Below are 18,323 nucleotides of genomic sequence, written 5' to 3'. Positions count from 1 at the left end.
TGTCGGCCCTCAGCGCTCGATTTCCCGCGTCCAGCGCTTGTTCCAGTCGTCCCGATTCTGGTTGACCGTGTCCCAATCGATCACGATCAGGTCGGCGGCCCGCTTGCCGATAGGCAGCGGCACGCGGGGATCGTCGGTGACCTTGGCTTTCTTGTTGACCGGGCCGTAGCCGTAGGCGGTCGCCAGCTTCTCCTGCACCTCGGGAGAGACCAGGTACTGCACGAAGGCCTGGGCAAGCGGGTTGGCATTGGACTTGGCGACCGGGCAGACGGACGACAGCAGGGCGTAGGCGCCTTCCTGCGGATACACGAAGCCCACCGGGAATCCGGTATCGGCGAAGGCCTTGACGCGGCCGCTGCCCCAGACCGAGATTACCGCCTGGCCGCTGGAGAACAGCTCCGTCATCTTGCCCGGCGAGGGTTCATAGACCAGCACGTTCGGGCCGACCTCGTTCTTGAAGGTGGCGAAGCCGGGATCGATCTTCTTTTCGCCGCCGCCGCCTTCGCGCGCGTATTCCACCAGCGCGTGCAGGCCGTAGGTGTTGTTCAGCGGCGGGATCACCAGTTGCTTCTTGTACTTGGGATCCTTCAGGTCCTTCCACGAGGCGGGCGGCGCCCACTTCTTTTCGTCGAAGACCTTCTTGTTGTACATGATGCCGGTCGCCACGATGCCGATGGCCACCGCCTTGTCGTCCTTGTAGCGCGCCGTGCCGTAGATGTCGTCGGCCGGCAGTCCCTTGATGGGTTCGCAAAAGCCCAGCGCGATGGCCTGGTACATGGGGCCGTCGTCGATGATGGCCACGTCGATCTGCTGATTGCTTTTCTGCGCCTGCAGCCGCGCCACCGTGTTGGTGGAGTTGCCGGCCACATAGTCCAGCTCGACGCCGTGCTGCTTGGCGAAGGGCGGGAAGATGTCCTTGCGCATGATGTCTTCGAAAGAGCCGCCGTATCCGGCCACCACCAGTTTCTGCGCCGCCGCATTGGCGCTGAGTCCGGCGGCCACCGTTGCCGCCGCTAGCACTGCGAGTACCTTGCCCATGAGAACCCCCGAATATTGGAAGAAACTGCAAGAACTGCCGAATGCCGCCAGATCCGCGGGAATGGCCGGGCGATCGGCGCGGCACAAAAATTCCTCTTCCCACGTTCCTGGACTTCATGTCCGCGTACAATTTGTCCGTACATGAATGTCCGGACAAATAATGAATCCGGCAACATGTCCTTGTCAATGGGTTACTGTCGGTACAAACCCCATATAACGATCCTAGGAGCCTCCCCATGACCCGATCCTCCGAGCGCGCGGCCGGCCCCGGCGGAGCACGGCAAGCGCACGGCAAGCCGGAGTCGCCGGCTCCCGGCGGCACGTCCGGCGGCCCCCGCTACAAGAGCATTTACCAAACGCTTTCCCAGGACATCCGCTCGGGCCGCTACCCCGTCATGACGCTGCTGCCCACCGAGCACGAGCTTTGCGATCAGTTCAACGCCAGCCGCCACACCATCCGCGAAGCGATCCGCATGCTGACCGTGGCGGGCATGGTTTCGCGCCGCCCCGGCGTGGGCACACGCGTGGAGACCGCCAGCGCCCGCACCCGCTTCACGCAACGCATTTCGCAGTTCCCCGACCTGCTGCAGTACGCCCGCAACGCCGCGCTGCTGGTGCAGGACGTGCGCACCATCAAGCTCGGCAAGCGGCTCGCCGAAACGCTGGGCTGCGAACCCGGCCTGTCCTGGCTGCATATCAACTCCATCAAAACGCTGGACGACCAGGACACCGCCGCCGCCTGCACGCTGATCTACACCGATCCCGCGCATTCGGACCTGCGGGTCGAAATCAAATCGCGCATCTCGCTCCTGCGCCTGATCGAAGACCACTTCGGCGACCGCATCACCGAGGTCAACCAGGAGTTCTCCGCCACGCCCATCGGCGTAACGATGGCCAGGCAGCTCCAGGTCGAACCCAGGACGGCGGGCTTCGTCATCACGCGCCGCTACTACGGCGATGGCGGCGTGCTGCTGCTGGCCACCATCACCACGTTCCCCCACGACAAAATGAAGTACTCCATGACCCTCAACGTGGGGTGACGTCCCCCGCGGCGCGCTCGCCATAGGCAGCGCGAGCCGCCTGCGCGCTGATCTTGCCGTCCGCCAGGTCCCGCTCGATGCGCGCCCGCGGGCGTTCGGCGGGCGCGCCGTATCCCCCGCCGCCGGGCGTTTCGATGCGCACGCTTTCTCCGGGCGCCAGCGCGATGTTCGCGGTCTTGGAAAACAACTCTTCTTCCCGCGGCGTGCCGAAGTTGCGGATGAGCCGCGCGCGCCTGCCATCGCCGCCGCCGTCCACGCCCGCCGCCACGCCCACCGTGTGGCTGTCCGAGCGCGCCGAGAACACGATGCCCGGCCCCACGGCGCGGATCTGCTTGGCGATCGCCATGCCGCCGCGCGTGCGGCCCACGCCGCCCGAATCCTGGATCAGCGCATACTCGTCCATCAGCAGCGGATACTCGTTTTCCAGCGCTTCCACCGGCAGGTTCGACGTGTTGGTCATGTGCACGTGCACCGCGTCCATGCCGTCGGTATCCAGGCGCGCGCCGGCGCCGCCGCCCAGCGTTTCCAGGTACACGAAATGCCCGGCGCGCTCGCGCCAGCGGCCCGAGAACACGATCGCCGGGCAGCAATCGTTGCTCGACGCCATGATCTTCTCCGGCGGCAGCAGGCCGCGGAAGGCGCCGAAGATCGCGCCGGCCACCTTCTGCGCCGTGATGGAACGCGCGCCCACCGCCGCGGGATGCTCGGGATTGGTGATGGTGCCCACGGGCGCGGACAGGGTGATGGGATCGAACAGGCCCGCGTTGGGTGCCAGGTCCGGATCCAGCAGGGCCTTCACGGCGTAGTACACGCAGGCCCGCAAGGCATTGAACGGCAGATTCATCGCGCCGCGCGCCTGCTTGCCCGACCCTTCGAAATCGAAGTGCAGGTTGTCCGGGCCGACGGTCAGCGTCACCTGGATGGGCACGGGGTCGCCGCCCATGCCGTCGTCGTCCAGGTCGCTGCGGAAGGTATAGCTGCCCTGCCGTAATTCGGCGATCCGGTTGAGCAGGCGGCGGCGCGTATAGGCGATCACGTCGTCCACCGAACGCAGCACCGCCTCCAGGCCCATCTGGCGGATCAGGCCCTGCACGGCGGCCGCGCCGCGGCGGTTGGTGGCCATCTGTACGCGCAGGTCCAGCACGCGCTCCTCGGGGTCGCGGGTGTTGGCGCAGATCAGGCGCAGCATGTCTTCGTCCGTTTCGCCGTGCTTCGCGATACGGCAGGCGGGAATGCGGATGCCCTCCTCGAAAATGGATTTCAGCCCGCCCGCGATCGAGCCCGGCACCGCGCCGCCCACGTCGGAATGGTGCGCGATATTGGCCGCGAAAAAGCGCAGCGCGCCGTCCCAGAATACCGGGGTGACGACGTTGATGTCCGGCAGGTGGCTGCCGTCGGCCAGATAGGGGTCGTTGCAGATGAAGACGTCGCCCTCGCGGATCCGGTCCAGGGGGTAGGCGCGCAGGATCGCGCCCATCGCGCCGTCCAGCGAACCCAGGTGCAAGGGTATCTGCGTGCCTTGGGCCACCAGGCGGCCCTGGGCGTCGAACAGCGCCACGGAGCAGTCCTTGCGTTCCTTGATGTTGGTCGAGAACGATGCGCGCACCAGCGTGTTGTTCATGTCCTCGGTGATGGACAGCAGGCGGTTGCAGAACACCTCCATGCCGATGGGGTCCGACAGCGCGGCGGCGGCGCCGGGATTATTGGGTTTGTTCATGCAAGCCTCACTGCAAACGGATGATCAGGTTGCCGTATTCGTCCACGGTCACGTCGTGCCCCACGCCCACGACAGTGGTGGAGCTCATTTCCTCCAGCAGCGCGGGGCCGGTGAAGCGCGCGCCGGTGGGCACGCGGTCGCGGTCGTAGACCGGCGTATCCAGCCAGCCGCGCCCGGCGCCGAAATAGGTCTTGCGCTCGCCGATCCTGGCGTCTTCCAGCGCGCCGCCCACGTGGCGCGGCGCCAGCGGCGCCTTCACCACCTGGCCCACGGCCTGCATGCGGCAGTTGATGATCTGCACCTTGCGGTCGTCCACCGTGTAGCCGTATTCGCGTTCGTGCGCCTCGGCGAAGCGGCGCGCGAACTCGGCGTACCCGCCGGCGCCGGTATCGTCCAGGCCGACCTGCACTTCGAAGTTCTGGCCTTCGTAGCGCGCGTCGATCGCGCTGTGGCAGACGCGCAGCGCGGGGTCCACGCGCTCGGCGGCCAGCCAGTCCCGCGCCTGCGCGCGCAGTCCGTCGAAGATGGCGGAGATCGCCGGCCAGGTCGCTTCGCCGGCCAGCGAGATTTCGCTTTGCACGAAGTCGAAGGAAATGTCGCTGAGCAGGATGCCGCGGGCGCACATGGTGCCGGGCTCCTGCGGCACGATCACCGTGGGAATGCCGCATTCCTCGGCCACCTCCACCGCGTGCAGCGGCCCCGCGCCGCCGTAGGCGTACAGCGCGAAGCGCGACAGGTCGTAGCCGCGCTCGGTCGACACCGCGCGGATGGCGCGGCTCATGTTCGCCGCCGCGATGCGCAGGATGCCTTCGGCCGCCGCTTCCATGCCCAGCCCCAGCGGTTCGGCCACGCGCCGCTCGATGACCTCGCGGGCGGCCTGCGCATGCACCGGCATGCGGCCGTTCAGCAGGGCCACGGGATTCAGGCGCTGCAAGGCGATCTCCGCGTCGGTGATGGTCGGTTCCTGGCCGCCGCGGCCGTAGCCCACCGGGCCCGGCACCGCCCCCGCGCTGTGCGGGCCCACCTTCAGCGCGCCCGCGTCGTCCAGCCACGCGATGCTGCCGCCCCCCGCGCCGATCACGTGGATGTCGACCATCGGCGTCTTGACCGGATATCCCGCCACGTGCCGGTGCGACGTGAACAACGGACGGCCGTCGCACACCAGCGATACGTCCGTGCTGGTGCCGCCCACGTCGAAGGTCACCAGGTCCGGGCTGCCGATGGCGCGGCCCACCGCCGCGGCGCCGACCACGCCCGCGGCCGGGCCGGACAGGCAGGTGCGCACGGGATACTGGCGCACCGTGGCGATCGACATCAGGCCGCCGTTGGAATGGATGGTGTGCGGCTCGTGGCGGATGTCCAGGTCGCGCACCCGCTGAAGAAAGCGTTCGAGATAGCGCGCCATCTTCGGCCCCACCGCCGCGTTCAGCACCGTGGTGGACAGGCGCTCGTACTCGCGGAATTCGGGCAGCACGTCGGAAGACAGGCTGATGTAGGCATCCGGCATGGCTTCGGCCACGATCTGCCCCGCGCGGCGCTCATGCGCCGGGTTGCGGTAGGCGTGGAGGAAGCAGATCGTCACCGCCTCGATCCCGGCCTGCGCGAACTGGTTCGCCGCCGCCCGCACCTGTTCTTCGTCCAGGGCGCTCAGGACCTCGCCGGCCGCGTTCACGCGCTCGTCGACTTCGGCGCGGAACTCGCGCGGCACGGCCACCGGCGGCTTGCCCACGCTGTAGTCGTACAGGTGCGGACGCGTCTGGCGGCCGATCTCCAGCACGTCGCGAAAGCCGCGCGTGGTGATCAGTCCGACGCGCGCGCCCTTGCGCTCGATGATGAGATTGGTGGCCACCGTCGTCCCGTGCCCCACGTGCGACACCTGCGAGGGCGACACGCCGTGCTCCGCCAGCATCTGGCCGATGCCGGTGGCGATGGCCTCCGAGGGATCGTGCGGCGTGGAAGGCACCTTGTGAAAGTGCACCACGCCGGCGTCCTCGTCGATCATCGTGAAATCGGTAAACGTGCCTCCGACGTCTATCCCTATGCGATACATGTTTTTGTTCCAGATAAAGTCTTGCCAGGCCGCCTGCGCCGGCCTCGCGGAAAAAAATCCTCCCCGGCCGCCGCGCGTGCCGGCGGGCTGGATGCCGCACGGAATCCCGTGCCGGCGGCGCGCGGAAGAGGGGGATCAGTCCAGGTGGATGCCGGCCTGCTTCACCACCTTGCACCATTTGCTGATCTCGTCCTTGATCATGGTGCCGAACGCCGGGCCCGCCACGTCGGACACCTGCGCGCCTTGCTGCTCCAGATAGGTCTTCATGGCGGGCGCGTGCAGGGTCTGCACCAGGCCGTCGGTGAGCTTCTGCCGCAGCGGTTCGGGCATGCCCGCCGGCGCCAGCATGCCGAACCACACCATGGCCTCGTAGCCCGGGTAGCCGGATTCCGCCACCGTGGGCACGTCGGGCAGCATGGAAGAACGCTGCGGCGACGTGACCGCCAGCGCCTTGATCTTGCCGTCCTTGATGTAGGGGTAGGACGTCATCACCACGTCCATCATCATATTGATCTGCCCCCCCACCAGGTCGATCAGCGCCGGTCCGGAGCCGCGGTACGGCACGTGCACGATGGACACGCCGGCGGTGGTCTTGAACAGTTCCGCGGCCAGGTGATTGGACGTGCCCTGGCCGTTGGAGGCGAAGGAATACTTCTCGGGTTCCTTCTTCAAGAGCGCCACGAATTCCTGCAGGTTGTTGGCGGGCACCGACTGGTTCACCGACATCACGTTGGGAATCGTGGCCACCACGGCCAGCGGCGTGAAGTCCTTGACGGCGTCGTAGGGCAGCTTGGAATAGACGCAGGGCGCGCTGCCGTGCGTGCTGACCGATCCCATCAGGATGGTGTAGCCGTCGGCCGGCTGGCGGGCCACGTACTCCGTGCCCACGGTGCCGCCCGCGCCGGGGCGGTTCTCGACGATGACGTTGGCGGACAGGCGCTGGCCCAGCCCTTCCGCCACCTTGCGCGCGATCAGGTCGGTGGACCCGCCCGCGGCGAACGGCACCACGATGCGGATCACTTTTTCCGGCCAGGCGGCGCTGGCCGAACCGGCCGCCACAGACAATGCGACACCGGCGGCAATGCGACAGCAACTGCGTAAAAGCCCTAGGTCCATGCTTGGTTTCCCCTTGTTGATAGAACTTCCTTGTGGCCGGATCATGCGTGTCCGGCCTATGTCCGGCGCCTCGGAAAGAGCCCGCCGAATCCTCGTTCACTGCAACAACAAGGCCATGCTAGGCCTGTGGATTCGATGACAGCAGCCCCGCAGGTTTATATTTGTATAAACGCCATTTATAGGGGCGCCTCGGTGAAGAATCCGGACCTGAACCTGCTTTTGCATTTCGATGCGCTGATGGCCTGCCGCAACGTGTCGCGCGCGGCCGAACTGCTCGATATCAGCCAGCCGGCCATGAGCGCGGCGTTGAACCGGCTGCGCCAGCTATTCGGCGACCCCTTGCTGGTGCGCGAGGGCGGCGCCTGGCAGCCCAGCCTGCGGGCGCTGGAACTGCACCAGAACTTCAAGCCGCTGCTGGAGGGCTGGCATCGCGCCACGCGCACGCGCGAGGCCTTCGATCCGGCGCATTCGTCGCGCACGCTATCGTTCTACGCCACCGACTATGTGCAATACACGCTGCTGCCCAGGCTGATTCCCCGGCTGGCCGTGGACGCGCCGCACTTCCAGCTACAGATCGTGCCGGCCCGGCCGCAACATGGCCTGAGCATGCTGGACACGAACCACGTGGAATTGATCGCGGGCTACTTTCCCGACCCGGCGCCCGACCTGCGCACGCGCTTCCTGTACCAGGAGCCGGCCGTATGCATCGTGCGCGAAGGCCATCCCTGCCTGCGCAAGCGCTGGAACCTGGACGCCTACCTGAGCTACGGCCACCTGGACCTGGCCGCGCACACGCGCTACTTCAGCACCGCGATCGACCGCATCCTGATGGGCCACAACCGCAGCCGCAAGATCGTGGCGACCCTGTCCAGCTACCTGGTGTGCCCGTTCATCGTGGAAGGCTCGGACCTGATCGCGACCATGCCCGTCAGCATCGCCCGCGCCATGGCCGGCAGCGCGCGCATCGTCACGCAGAAGGTGCCGCTGACGCTGCCGCCGATCGCGGTGTCGCTCTACTGGCACGAACGCTACCAGGACGATCCCGCGCACGCCTGGCTGCGCCAGTACCTGGCCGGCGTGCTCGGTTAGGCCGCAGGCGCGCCCGGCGCCGGTCAGTATCCCCGCCGCGCGTCGTAGACGTTCGGCAAGGCGTCGCCGCGCTCGTTGGCGGCGATCAGGAACGCGGTATGCCGCGCGCGTTCCCGGCGGTCCGGAATCGCCGCGCAATGCGGCGTGACGATGATGCCCGGATGCGACCACAGCGGGGATTCCGGCGGCAGGGGTTCCTCGTCGAACACGTCCAGGACGGCCTGGCTCAACTGGCCGCTATCCAGGGCGGCGACGACGTCGCGCGCGACCATGTGCGAGCCGCGGCCCGCGTTGATCAGACAGGCGCCGCGGGGCAACCGCGACAGCGTGGCGGCGTTGAGGATGCCGCGGGTGGAATCGGTGGCGGGCAGCAGGCAGACGAGGATGTCCGCCGCGGCCAGGAACGCGCCGAACTGGTCCTGCCCGGCGTAGCTCGGCAGGCCCTCCAGCCGGCTCGCCCCGCGCGACCAGCCGCTGACCTGGAAGCCGACGCGCGACAGCAGTTGCGCCGACGCCACGCCCAGGTGGCCCAGGCCCATGATGCCGACCCGCAGATCGGCGGCGATGCGCACGGAATCGAAGAACTCCCAGTGCCGGCGCGCCTGGTTGTCCACAGCCCGCTTGATGTCGCGGGTCAGCATCAGCGCCGACGTCAGCACGAATTCGGCCATTTCGGTCTGGGTGCGGGCGGTCACCATGCGCGCGATCGGCACGTGGCGCGGCCACTGCGGATCGGCCAGGATGTGGTCCACTCCGGCGCCGGCGCTGATGATGAGCTTCAGGTTCGGGAACGTGCCCAGCCGGCCGGGGTCGGGCTCCCAGACCAGGGCGTAGTCCACGCTGGCGGGGTCGACGTCATCGTGCCAGCCGGCCACCTCCAGTCCGGGCGCGAACGCCTGGAAGTTCGCGCGCCAGTCGTCGATGGCCTGAGCCCCGCCGGAATTGATGATGAGCCGCATGTCGGTCCTTCGGTTCAACGTTCGATCGTCTGGTTCCAGCGGGCGTTGAAGGCCGGCCGGGCCGCGTTGATCTGGTCCCAGTCCACGATCTTAGCGTTCGCCATATACCCTTGGAAGCGTTTCAGCGCCTCGGCGTTGTCGGCGGGCGCCTGGACGTTCTTGTTGGACGGGAAGTTGCCCGCCCATTCCAGCGCCTTGGCCTGCGCCTGCGCCGAAAGCAGGTACAGCGCCAGCTTCTGCGACAGTTCGGGCTCGCTGTTCCCGGCGACCACGCATTCGCCCACCATCAGGATCACCGCCCCCTCCCTCGGATGGGCGTACTCCACGGGGATCCCGCGCCGCTTCAGACGGGAAATGGCGGTCGGCGTGAGCGGGAAGATCGCGGCCTCGCCGGACTGGATCATCTCCGCCAGCTTGTCCGAATTGGGAATGTATTCCCGCACATTGGGGCCGATGAAGGCCGGCCACTGCCGGAAGCCCGGTTCGAGATTCCGGTCGTCGCCGCCCTGGATGCGGTTGAACATCAGGAACGCATGCAGGCCGAAGGTGCTGCCCGAAGCCGACTGGAACACGACCTTGCCCTTGTGCTTCGGATCCGCCAGGTCCATCCAGGAGGCCGGCGGGGCCCACCCGCGGTCGGCGAATATCCGGGTGTTGTAGCCCAGGCCCGTCATTCCGACGTCGATGCCCGCGGCCATGCGGCCCTTCATCAGCGCGGTGGGGTACAGCTCTTTCAGCACCGGATCGTCGTTGAGCGGCTCGCACAGGCCCATGGAGATCGCGCGCGCCATGATGCCGTCGTCCAGGAACATGACGTGCATCCGCGGCTTGTCCTTGAAGGCCTGCGCGCGGGCCAGCACGTCCGTCGAGGTGCCCGGAACCACGACGATCTTCACATCGTTGGCGCGCTCGAAATCCGGAAACACGTATTGCGTGAACGCGCGCTCCATGTCGCCGCCGTTCATGCCGACGTACAGCGTCTTCTGCTGCGCCAGCGCGCCCGCCGGCAGCAGCGCCGCGAAGGCGGCGCCCAGCAGCCATTTCCCCGCGCGCCGCCAGCGCGCCGCGCTCTTTTTCCTGTCCGTCATGGTGACTCCCGCGTTTGAGCCTCTTGTGATTCAGCGACAAAAAAAGCCTGGACGCGCGCGTCCAGGCTTTCTCGTCGGTGCCGGCCTTTTCAGGTCGGGTAGGTCCCCGGCAGCAGGATGCTGCGGTCGCCGGGCTCGATGGAGCGGCGGCCGCAAAGCGCCATGGTCGTGTCCATTTCCTTGTACAGGATCTCCAGGGTGCGGGTCACGCCGGCCTGGCCGTAGGCGCCCAGGCCGTACAGGAACGCGCGGCCGATCATCGTGCCGCGCGCGCCCAGCGACACGGCCTTCAGGATGTCCTGGCCCGAACGGATGCCGCCGTCCATCCACACCTCGATCTTCGAGCCTACGGCATCGGCGATCGCGGGCAGGGCGGCGATGGACGACATGGCGCCGTCCAGTTGGCGTCCGCCGTGGTTGCTGACGATGAGCGCGTCGGCGCCGCTGTTGGCGGCCAGTTGCGCGTCCTCGACGTCCAGGATGCCCTTGATGATGAGCTTGCCGCCCCAGCGCTGCTTGATCCACTGGACGTCGTCCCAGCTCAGGCGCGGGTCGAATTGCTCGGCCGTCCACGAAGACAGCGACGACAGGTCGCTCACTCCCTTTGCGTGTCCGACGATATTGCCGAAGGTGCGGCGCTTGGTGCCCAGCATGCCCATGCACCAGCGCGGCTTGGTCGCCAGGTTGATGAGGTTGCGCAGGGTGGGCTTGGGCGGGGTCGACAGGCCGTTCTTGATGTCCTTGTGGCGCTGGCCGAGGATCTGCAGGTCCAGGGTCAGCACCAGCGCCGAGCAGCCGGCGGCCTTGGCGCGGTCGATGAGGTTGCCCACGAATTCGCGGTCGCGCATGACGTAGAGCTGGAACCAGAACGGCTTGCGGGTCGCCTCCGCCACGTCTTCCAGCGAGCAGATGCTCATGGTGGACAGCGTGAAGGGCACGCCGAAATCGGCCGCCGCCTTGGCCGCCAGGATTTCCCCGTCGGCATGCTGCATGCCGGTCAGGCCCGTGGGCGAAATCGCCAGCGGCATGACCGCGTCCTGGCCCACCAGGGTGGTGCGCAGCGACCGGCCTTCCATGTTCACCGCCACACGCTGGCGCAGCTTGATTTTCTGGAAGTCGCTTTCGTTGGCGCGATAGGTGCCTTCGGTCCAGGCGCCGGAATCCGCGTAGTCGTAGAACATGCGCGGCACGCGCTTCTGCGCAACGGCGCGCAAATCTTCGATGCAGGTGATCGTAGAAAGGTTAGCGGTCATGGAGTGGTCTTTGGAGTGAGGGGGGCGCCAGTTGCGATTCATTATTTTTAGATCCCGGGGCCACCGGCTGCGGGCGGCCCAGGCGGTTCCGCCGGGCTCACGAACCCCGCGGCGCCGCCCAGTATACGCGCCGAGGCCGGCAAGCGTCGCTTGCCGGCCTCGGTCGCCCCCCTGCCGCAAGGGCTCTTCCGTCCCCTGCGCCCCCTATCGTGGCCAGACCTTGGATACGGCCCGGATCGTGGCCCACGCCACCCAGCGCGGGCTGGTCAGCCGCGCCGCCGGCAGGCGGCGCATCACGTCCACGGCCAGTCCGCCGCGCTTGTGCCACTGTTTCTTGCGGGTCTGGCTGTCGGTCCAGCGGCCTTCCAGCCATGGAAATTCGCGGCGGCCCGGCTTGTAGACCGGCGGCGTGTTGTAGATCAGGATGTAGGCCAGGCGCGGCGCCTGCGAGGTATTGGGGCCGGTGAAATGCAGCGTCCGGGCGTCGTGCACCGTGATGCCGCCCGGCGCCAGCGGCTCGGGCACCGCCTGTTCGCGGGGGAAATCGCCGCAGCATTCCAGCGGATGCAGGCTCTTGTCGCCCCCCGGCGACCGATGCTCCAGCACCTCCCATTTGTTCGAGCCCGGGATGAACTGCATGCAGCCGTTCTCCGTCGTGGCGGGTTGCAGCGCCAGCCAGATGCTCAGTTCGTTGTAGACGAAATCCGGCGACCGGAACGCCTCGTCCTGGTGCCAGGGGGTCTCGGGACCGTTGGGGCCGGGCTTGAGCAGGGCGTGCTCGCCATAGAGGGCCGCGTCCTCGCCCAGCAGTTGGCGAGCCAGCTCCAGCGTGCGCTCGTGATACGTGGTCTTCAGGAGGCCCGGGGCATAATGGCGCGGATCGTGCAAACTGGGAAACTTGGCGGGCTTGGACGGATCGTCGCGGCTGACGAAGTCGTACTGCGCACCCTCGTTGTAGCCGGTCTTGTTCGTGAACAGATCCATCAGGGTCCTGCGGATGTACCCCACCTCGTCCTGCGGGCACATGTCCTTCAGGGCCAGATACCCTTGTTCCCTGTAGCGCGCTGTCTCTGCTTCCGACAACAAACTGGTCTCTTCCATAATGGCTTCTCCAAGCTCTGGTAGTGGGTGTCCCCGTTGGCACGTTTTGACATGAGCTCTAACGTATCGCTTCGATGCCCCCGGGGCCTATAGACCATCCGCTGTAGCCAATACCGCCTACGCACATCGCCAAGGGCGGCGCATCATCCGAAGGAAACCCATGCAAGACCCCAACTCCGCCTCCCACATCGAAACTGTCCACGTCACCGTCAGCGGCACGGTGCAGGGCGTGGGCTACCGCCATGCCACGGTCCGCCGCGCCCATCTGCTGGGCGCGACGGGCTGGGTGCAGAACCTGCCGGACGGCACGGTCGAGGCCATGGTGCAAGGCACGCCCGACCAGGTCGACCACATGCTGGAATGGCTGCGGCGCGGCCCCCCGGGCGCGGACGTGAAAGAGCTCACGACGCGCAGGGAGTACACGGACAAGCGTTACATCCGCTTTGAGCAGCTATAGGGCCCCCAGCCTTGCCCGGCGGCGAGGCGTAGTCCGATAGGGGGAGAAACGGCGGAGGCGCTGGAGAGGGCCGGCCGCCAGGCTCAGCGGGTGCGCAGCCAGCGCCCGCCCAACTGGTTGAGCACCAGCCCGGCCAGGACGCCGGCCGCCCCCAGCCATTGCATCGGCAGCAGGCTTTCGCCGAAGGCCGCGGACGCCGCCCACAACCCCACCACCGGCACCAGCAGCGAAAACGGCGCGACCTTGGCGGCCGCGTGGCGCGTCAGCAACTGCGTCCACAGGGTGTAGGCCAGCAAGGTCGCCAGCACCGCCAGGTACAGCACCGACAGCGCCTCGCCCCACCCCATGCCCGTCACCATGCCGACCACCGGATCCCAGCCGTCGATCAGCACGGCCAGCAGCAGGAAGGGCAGCACCGGCGCGGCGCTGCTCCAGGCGATGAAGGCGAACGGGTCGTAGCCCGGCGCCTTGCGGCTGGCCAGGCGCACGATCATATTGGACACGGCCCACATGAAGGCGCCGCCCAGCGTCAGCGCAAAGCCCAGCATCGTCATCTGGCCGGGCCCGTCGCCGCGGCCGCCGGCAATGACCGCCAGCCCCAGCGCCGCCACGCACAGCCCGATCCAATGGTGCCGCTGGGCGCGCTCATGCAGCACGGGCGCGGCCAGCAGCAGCGTGAAGAACGCCTGGGTCTGGATGACCAGCGAAGCCATGCCGGCCGGCATGCCGAACTTCAGCGCCGTGAAGAGAAGCCCGAACTGGCCCAGGCCTTGCACCAGCCCGTAGGCCGCGACCCAGCGCCAGGGCAGGCGCGGCGGACGCACGAAGAGGACCAGGGGGAAGGCCGCCAGGGCGAAGCGCAAAGCGCCGAGCATCATGGGGGAAAGGCCCCGCATGCCGATCTTCATGACGACGAAGTTCGAACCCCAGATGACAACGACCGCCAATGCGCAGAGATAGTCTTTTCGGGAAAGGTGGGTCGTGGACATGCGGCATTATCGCACCGGGCGCGCCCCGGAGAACGGAGCAGATCAGCGGGCGTTCAGCACCATTTCGAAGGCGCGCACGGCGGCATCGATGTCCTCGTCGCCGATGTGGCGGTGCGTTACGCAGCGCAGGCGCGTGCGGCCCCAGGGGCGGACCAACAGGCCGGCGGCCAGCAGCGCCGCGACCCACTCCGCGTTGCTCATGCCGGTGCCGGCCGTCTCCACCTGCACGATATTGGTCTGCGGCACGGTCGCGGACAGCGCCGGCGCAAGCCGGTTGACGCCGTCGCTCAGCCGGCGGGCGCGGACGTGGTCCTCGGCCAGCCGGCCGCCCATCGTCCGCACGCCTTCCAGGCCGGCCGCCGCCATGATGCCGGACTGGCGCTGCGTGCCGCCCAGCATGCGGCGCAGCGTGCGCGCCCTGGCCATGACGGAACGGCCTCCGGCCAGCACGGCGCCCACGGGCGCGCTCAGGCCCTTGGACAGGCACAGGGACACCGTGTCGGCGTGGCGGGAAATGGCTCCGGGCGCCACGCCCAGCGCCACGGCGGCGTTGAACAGGCGGGCGCCGTCCAGGTGCACCGCCGCGCCGGCCGCGTTCGCCATGCCGTAGACCGCCTGCATGTGGTCCAGGGGCAGCACCGTGCCGCCCGCGTTGTTGTGCGAGGTTTCCATCGCCACCAGCGAAGTCTTCAGCCGGTGCCCGCCGGATTGCAGCGCCTCTTCCAGGCGGCCCAGGTCCATGGCGCCGTCGGCGCCGGCCACGCCCAGGTAGAACAGCCCGGTGAACGTGGCGGCGCCGCGCTCCGAGGTGTACATATGGGCCGACGATTCCAGCACGGCCTGTTCATTGCGCAGCCCCTGCGCCAGCACCGCCAGCAGATTGGCCATGGTGCAGCTCGGCACGAACAGCCCGGCTTCCTTGCCCAGGGTGGCGGCCACGTGCGCTTCCAGCTCGCGCACGGTGGGATCGCCGTCCAGGCCGTCGTCGCCGATCGGGGCGGCGCGCATGCGCTCGTACATCGCCTCGGTGGGGTGGGTGACGGTGTCGCTGCGCAGGTCGACGCGGGCGCGCCGGGCGGCGGGGATACGCTGGGTCATGGCTATCAGTGCTGCAGAATTTTTGAAAGAAACTGGCGCGTGCGCGGGGCACGCTCCTCCACATTGCCGAAGAACTGCTCCTTTGCGCAGTCCTCCACGATCTTGCCGCCGTCCATGAAGATCACGCGGTCGGCGACGCGGCGGGCGAAACCCATTTCGTGGGTCACCACCATCATGGTCATGCCGTCGCCCGCCAGGTCGGTCATCACGTCCAGCACTTCGTTGACCATCTCGGGGTCCAGGGCCGAGGTCGGCTCGTCGAACAGCATCACCACCGGATCCATCGACAGCGCGCGGGCGATCGCCACGCGCTGCTGCTGGCCGCCGGACAGTTCACCGGGGTGCTTGTCCTTGTGCGCGGACAGGCCCACTCGCTCCAGCAGCGCCAGCGCGCGCTGGCGGGCCTCGTCCTTGCCGCGCTTGAGCACCTTGACCTGGCCCAGGCACAGGTTCTCGGTCACCGACAGGTGCGGGAACAGCTCGAAATGCTGGAACACCATGCCGGCCACGGCGCGCAGCTTGGGCAGGTCGGTGCGCGGATCGCCCACCGGAATACCGTTGACCACGATGTCGCCCTTCTGGAAAGGTTCCAGCGCGTTCACGGTCTTGATCAGCGTGGACTTGCCGGACCCGGACGGGCCGCAGACCACCACGACCTCGCCGCGGCCGACGGTCGTCGAGCAATCGTCCAGCACCTGGAACGCGCCGTACCACTTGCTGACCCGGCTGATCTCGATCATCGGAGGCTTGGGGATATCTTGCATCGTTGAACCTGTGGATAACTTGGAAGGGACGGGAAACGGCTAGCGCAGCACCCGCGTGCGCTTCTCCAGCCGCTTGACCAGGCGGGACGCCGTGAAGCAGATGACGAAATACACCACCGCGACGAACAGGTAGAGTTCCACCAGGCGGCCGTCGCGCTGGCCGATCTTGGACGCCGCGCCCAGGAAGTCGGTCAGGGACAGCACGTACACCAGCGAGGTGTCCTGGAACAGGATGATGACGCGCGTAAGCAGCGCCGGCACCATGTTGCGGAACGCCTGCGGCAGCACCACGTACTGCATGCCCTGCCAGGGCGTCAGGCCCAGCGCCATGCTGGCCGACACCTGCCCGCGCGCGATCGACTGGATGCCCGCGCGCATGATTTCACAGAAATACGCGGCCTCGAACAGCGTGAAGGTGATCACCGCCGAGTTGAACGCGCCCACGCGCAGCGGCGTGGGCGACCCCACCACCCAGGCGGCCATGTAGGGCATCAGGAAGTAGAACCAGAAAATCACCAGCAGCAGCGGGATCGAACGCATCACGTTCACATAGATGCCCGCCGGCACCGACAGTATCCGGTACCGCGACAGGCGCATCATGGCCAGCAGCGTGCCCAGCGCCAGCCCCATCACGGCCGCCAGCGCGGTCAGCGTCAGCGTGAACGCCATGCCCGTCTGGAACAGATACGGCAGGGCGCTGCCGATAACGTCGAAATCGAATTTGCCCATGGCGCTAGCTCTTGCCCGCGGCGCCGATCAGGCCGGGCACCGCCACCCGGCGTTCGATCGTGCGCATGCCGAAGACGACGATGCCGTTGAGGATCAGGTACACGACCGTCGCGGCGGAAAACGCCTCGAAGATGTGGAAGCTGAACTCCGCCATCGAGCGCGCCTGACCGGTCAGTTCCAGCAGGCCGATCGTCAGCGCCACCGACGAATACTTGATGGTGCCCATGAACTCGGACGTCAGCGGCGGCAGCACGATGCGGTATGCCTCGGGCAGGATGATGTAGCGATAGACCTGCGTCTCGGTCAGGCCCAGCGCGGTGCCCGCCTGGAACTGGCCGCGCGGCAGCGACTGGATGCCCGCGCGCAACTGCTCGGCCACGCGCGCCGACCCGTAGAATCCCAGGCACAGCACGGCCGGCACGAACTGGCCCCACGGCTGCGGCATCTGCTTCATGGCCAGGCCCCAGGCATGCGGCAGCAGCTCGGGCAGCACGAAATACCACAGGAACATCTGCACCAGCAGCGGCACGTTGCGGAACACCTCCACGTACGTCGCGCCGACCGCGTTCATCAGGCGCGACTGCGCGGTGCGCATCACGCCCAGCCAGGACCCCAGCGCCAGCGCGAATACCCACGCCGTCAGGGCCAGCGCGAGGGTCCAGCCCACGCCGATCAGAATCGTCTCCAGGAACGTATGCACGCCATCCGGCGACATCTCCAGGAAAACGTCCCAACTCCAGTTGTAGTTCATGCCTTTCCCCCGATGGCGATGCCGTCCGCGCCCGGCGGGCGGCATCCATGCTGCGGCAAGGGCCGCGGGAAGGTTCGCCTCCCGCGGGCCGCCTGCCTACTCGTAGGCCTTGGGGTCGCCGGAATCGGTGGGATTGGCCAGCGCGCGCTTCAGGGCGTCGCTCATCGGGTACTTCAGGTTGATCTGCTTGGGCGGGATCGGCGAATTGAAGTACTTGTCGTAGATCGCGGCCACCTTGCCCGTCTTGATCAGGTCCCGCACGGCGTCGTCCACCACCTTCTTGAAGGCGGGGTCGTCCTTGGGCTCCATGATGCCGTAGGGCGCCATTTCCAGGCCCTTCGTGCCGATCACGAACGCATCGGGGTTCTTCGACGAGGCCACCGCGCCATAGGCGATGCCGTCGTCATTGGCCGACCCCGCCGCGCGGCCTGACTCCACCATCAGGATGGTTTCGGCCGTGTCCTTGGTGGGTGCCATGGTGATGCCCAGGTTGCCCTTGGCGTTCAACTGGGAAATCAGCCGGAAAGTCTGCCCGCCCGCCTGCGCGGCGATCGACTTGCCGCGGAAGGACTCCAGGTTGTTGGGGTCCACGCCGCCGTCCTTGCGCGCCACCAGCACCACCTGGGCCACGAAGGTCGTGGGCGCGAACGACACCAGCTTGTGGCGGTCGAGATTGTTGGTGGTATTGCCGCATTCCAGGTCGATGGTGCCGTTTGCCAGCAGCGGAATGCGCGTGGCCGACGTGGTCGGGTTGTAGCGCACCTCCAGCTTGGGCAGCTTCAGCGCGGCCTTCACGTACTGGGCGATTTTCTGGCAGATCTCCACCGTGTAGCCGATCGGCTTCTGGTTGCCGTCCAGGTAGGCGAAGGGCACCGAGGTCTCGGGATGGCCCAGCGTGATCACGCCGGTTTCCTTGATCTTGTCCAGGCGGCTCGGGCCTTCGGCGTGGGCGGATGCGGCGCTGCCAAGCAGGGCCGCGGCGACGGAGATCGCAGCAAGTGCTTTCATCTGATTCCCTTGGCGCCGTTCGAGCGGCGCATGCTTATGTTCACGACCAACGGCTCCAGTCTGGCTGGCGGCCGCC

The 18,323-nt window shown here is 67.5% G+C and carries 17 protein-coding genes; 3 read left to right on the top strand and 14 right to left on the bottom strand.

Features of this window, described 5'->3' with window-relative positions; genetic code table 11:
* Nucleotides 1-9 precede the first annotated feature (9 nt).
* On the bottom strand, nucleotides 10-1,038 hold the full coding sequence (locus WHX56_RS04950; protein WP_287753876.1) for an ABC transporter substrate-binding protein: 1,029 nt from the start codon (nucleotides 1,036-1,038) through the stop codon (nucleotides 10-12).
* 236 nt (nucleotides 1,039-1,274) lie between these two features.
* Between WHX56_RS04950 and WHX56_RS04945 the strand changes: the two genes are divergently transcribed.
* Entirely contained in the window at nucleotides 1,275-2,078 is an 804-nt protein-coding gene (locus tag WHX56_RS04945) for a GntR family transcriptional regulator (protein ID WP_129241833.1), read from the top strand.
* Here the strand turns inward: WHX56_RS04945 and WHX56_RS04940 are convergent.
* From WHX56_RS04940 to WHX56_RS04930, 3 genes are all read right to left on the bottom strand, one after another.
* Nucleotides 2,065-3,795: a hydantoinase B/oxoprolinase family protein gene (locus WHX56_RS04940; protein ID WP_338880613.1), complete on the bottom strand. Its 1,731-nt coding sequence runs from the start codon at nucleotides 3,793-3,795 to the stop codon at nucleotides 2,065-2,067. The two genes, WHX56_RS04945 and WHX56_RS04940, sit on opposite strands and share 14 nt — an antisense overlap.
* Before the next feature lie 7 nt (nucleotides 3,796-3,802).
* Nucleotides 3,803-5,845, bottom strand: a complete 2,043-nt coding sequence (locus WHX56_RS04935) for a hydantoinase/oxoprolinase family protein (protein WP_338880612.1) — start codon at nucleotides 5,843-5,845, stop codon at nucleotides 3,803-3,805.
* Between the two features lie 135 nt (nucleotides 5,846-5,980).
* A complete protein-coding gene (locus WHX56_RS04930; protein WP_287753903.1) occupies nucleotides 5,981-6,904 on the bottom strand; it encodes a Bug family tripartite tricarboxylate transporter substrate binding protein in 924 nt (307 codons plus the stop codon).
* Nucleotides 6,905-7,153: 249 nt separating this feature from the next.
* Between WHX56_RS04930 and WHX56_RS04925 the strand changes: the two genes are divergently transcribed.
* Nucleotides 7,154-8,050, top strand: a complete 897-nt coding sequence (locus WHX56_RS04925) for a LysR family transcriptional regulator (RefSeq protein WP_244235063.1) — start codon at nucleotides 7,154-7,156, stop codon at nucleotides 8,048-8,050.
* 23 nt (nucleotides 8,051-8,073) lie between these two features.
* Here WHX56_RS04925 and WHX56_RS04920 read toward each other — a convergent pair whose 3' ends face one another.
* The 4 genes from WHX56_RS04920 to WHX56_RS04905 all read right to left on the bottom strand — a co-directional run bounded on the left by WHX56_RS04920 (nucleotide 8,074) and on the right by WHX56_RS04905 (nucleotide 12,451).
* The gene (locus WHX56_RS04920) at nucleotides 8,074-9,009 is read right to left on the bottom strand and encodes a glyoxylate/hydroxypyruvate reductase A (RefSeq protein WP_338881744.1); all 936 of its coding nucleotides are present in this window, start codon (nucleotides 9,007-9,009) and stop codon (nucleotides 8,074-8,076) included.
* Between the two features lie 14 nt (nucleotides 9,010-9,023).
* On the bottom strand, nucleotides 9,024-10,097 hold the full coding sequence (locus WHX56_RS04915; RefSeq protein WP_129241828.1) for an extracellular solute-binding protein: 1,074 nt from the start codon (nucleotides 10,095-10,097) through the stop codon (nucleotides 9,024-9,026).
* An 89-nt stretch (nucleotides 10,098-10,186) separates the two neighbouring features.
* On the bottom strand, nucleotides 10,187-11,350 hold the full coding sequence (locus tag WHX56_RS04910) for an alpha-hydroxy acid oxidase (protein WP_338880611.1): 1,164 nt from the start codon (nucleotides 11,348-11,350) through the stop codon (nucleotides 10,187-10,189).
* A gap of 204 nt (nucleotides 11,351-11,554) precedes the next feature.
* Nucleotides 11,555-12,451, bottom strand: coding sequence for a phytanoyl-CoA dioxygenase family protein (locus WHX56_RS04905; protein ID WP_129241826.1), 897 nt, complete (start codon nucleotides 12,449-12,451; stop codon nucleotides 11,555-11,557).
* 160 nt (nucleotides 12,452-12,611) lie between these two features.
* On the opposite strand from WHX56_RS04905, the gene WHX56_RS04900 reads away from it, so the two are divergent.
* The gene (locus tag WHX56_RS04900; RefSeq protein WP_129241825.1) at nucleotides 12,612-12,908 is read left to right on the top strand and encodes an acylphosphatase; all 297 of its coding nucleotides are present in this window, start codon (nucleotides 12,612-12,614) and stop codon (nucleotides 12,906-12,908) included.
* 83 nt (nucleotides 12,909-12,991) lie between these two features.
* Here WHX56_RS04900 and WHX56_RS04895 read toward each other — a convergent pair whose 3' ends face one another.
* The 6 genes from WHX56_RS04895 to WHX56_RS04870 form a co-directional block, all read right to left on the bottom strand.
* Nucleotides 12,992-13,897: an EamA family transporter gene (locus WHX56_RS04895; RefSeq protein ID WP_338880610.1), complete on the bottom strand. Its 906-nt coding sequence runs from the start codon at nucleotides 13,895-13,897 to the stop codon at nucleotides 12,992-12,994.
* A gap of 42 nt (nucleotides 13,898-13,939) precedes the next feature.
* Nucleotides 13,940-14,995 carry a GntG family PLP-dependent aldolase gene (locus WHX56_RS04890; protein ID WP_338880609.1) on the bottom strand — a complete coding sequence of 352 codons (1,056 nt, stop codon included), beginning with the start codon at nucleotides 14,993-14,995 and terminating at the stop codon, nucleotides 13,940-13,942.
* A 5-nt stretch (nucleotides 14,996-15,000) separates the two neighbouring features.
* Nucleotides 15,001-15,735, bottom strand: a complete 735-nt coding sequence (locus tag WHX56_RS04885) for an amino acid ABC transporter ATP-binding protein (RefSeq protein ID WP_129241878.1) — start codon at nucleotides 15,733-15,735, stop codon at nucleotides 15,001-15,003.
* Nucleotides 15,736-15,798: 63 nt separating this feature from the next.
* On the bottom strand, nucleotides 15,799-16,488 hold the full coding sequence (locus tag WHX56_RS04880) for an amino acid ABC transporter permease (protein ID WP_129241822.1): 690 nt from the start codon (nucleotides 16,486-16,488) through the stop codon (nucleotides 15,799-15,801).
* A gap of 4 nt (nucleotides 16,489-16,492) precedes the next feature.
* Nucleotides 16,493-17,239, bottom strand: a complete 747-nt coding sequence (locus tag WHX56_RS04875; protein WP_129241821.1) for an amino acid ABC transporter permease — start codon at nucleotides 17,237-17,239, stop codon at nucleotides 16,493-16,495.
* Nucleotides 17,240-17,335: 96 nt separating this feature from the next.
* Entirely contained in the window at nucleotides 17,336-18,247 is a 912-nt protein-coding gene (locus tag WHX56_RS04870) for an amino acid ABC transporter substrate-binding protein (protein WP_338880608.1), read from the bottom strand.
* Nucleotides 18,248-18,323 lie beyond the last annotated feature (76 nt).

The organism is Achromobacter veterisilvae (genome assembly GCF_037619525.1).
Classification (GTDB): Bacteria; Pseudomonadota; Gammaproteobacteria; order Burkholderiales; family Burkholderiaceae_B; genus Achromobacter; species Achromobacter veterisilvae.
Note: the sequence above shows the minus strand (reverse complement) of the source record. Positions and strands in the feature narration are given on the sequence as shown.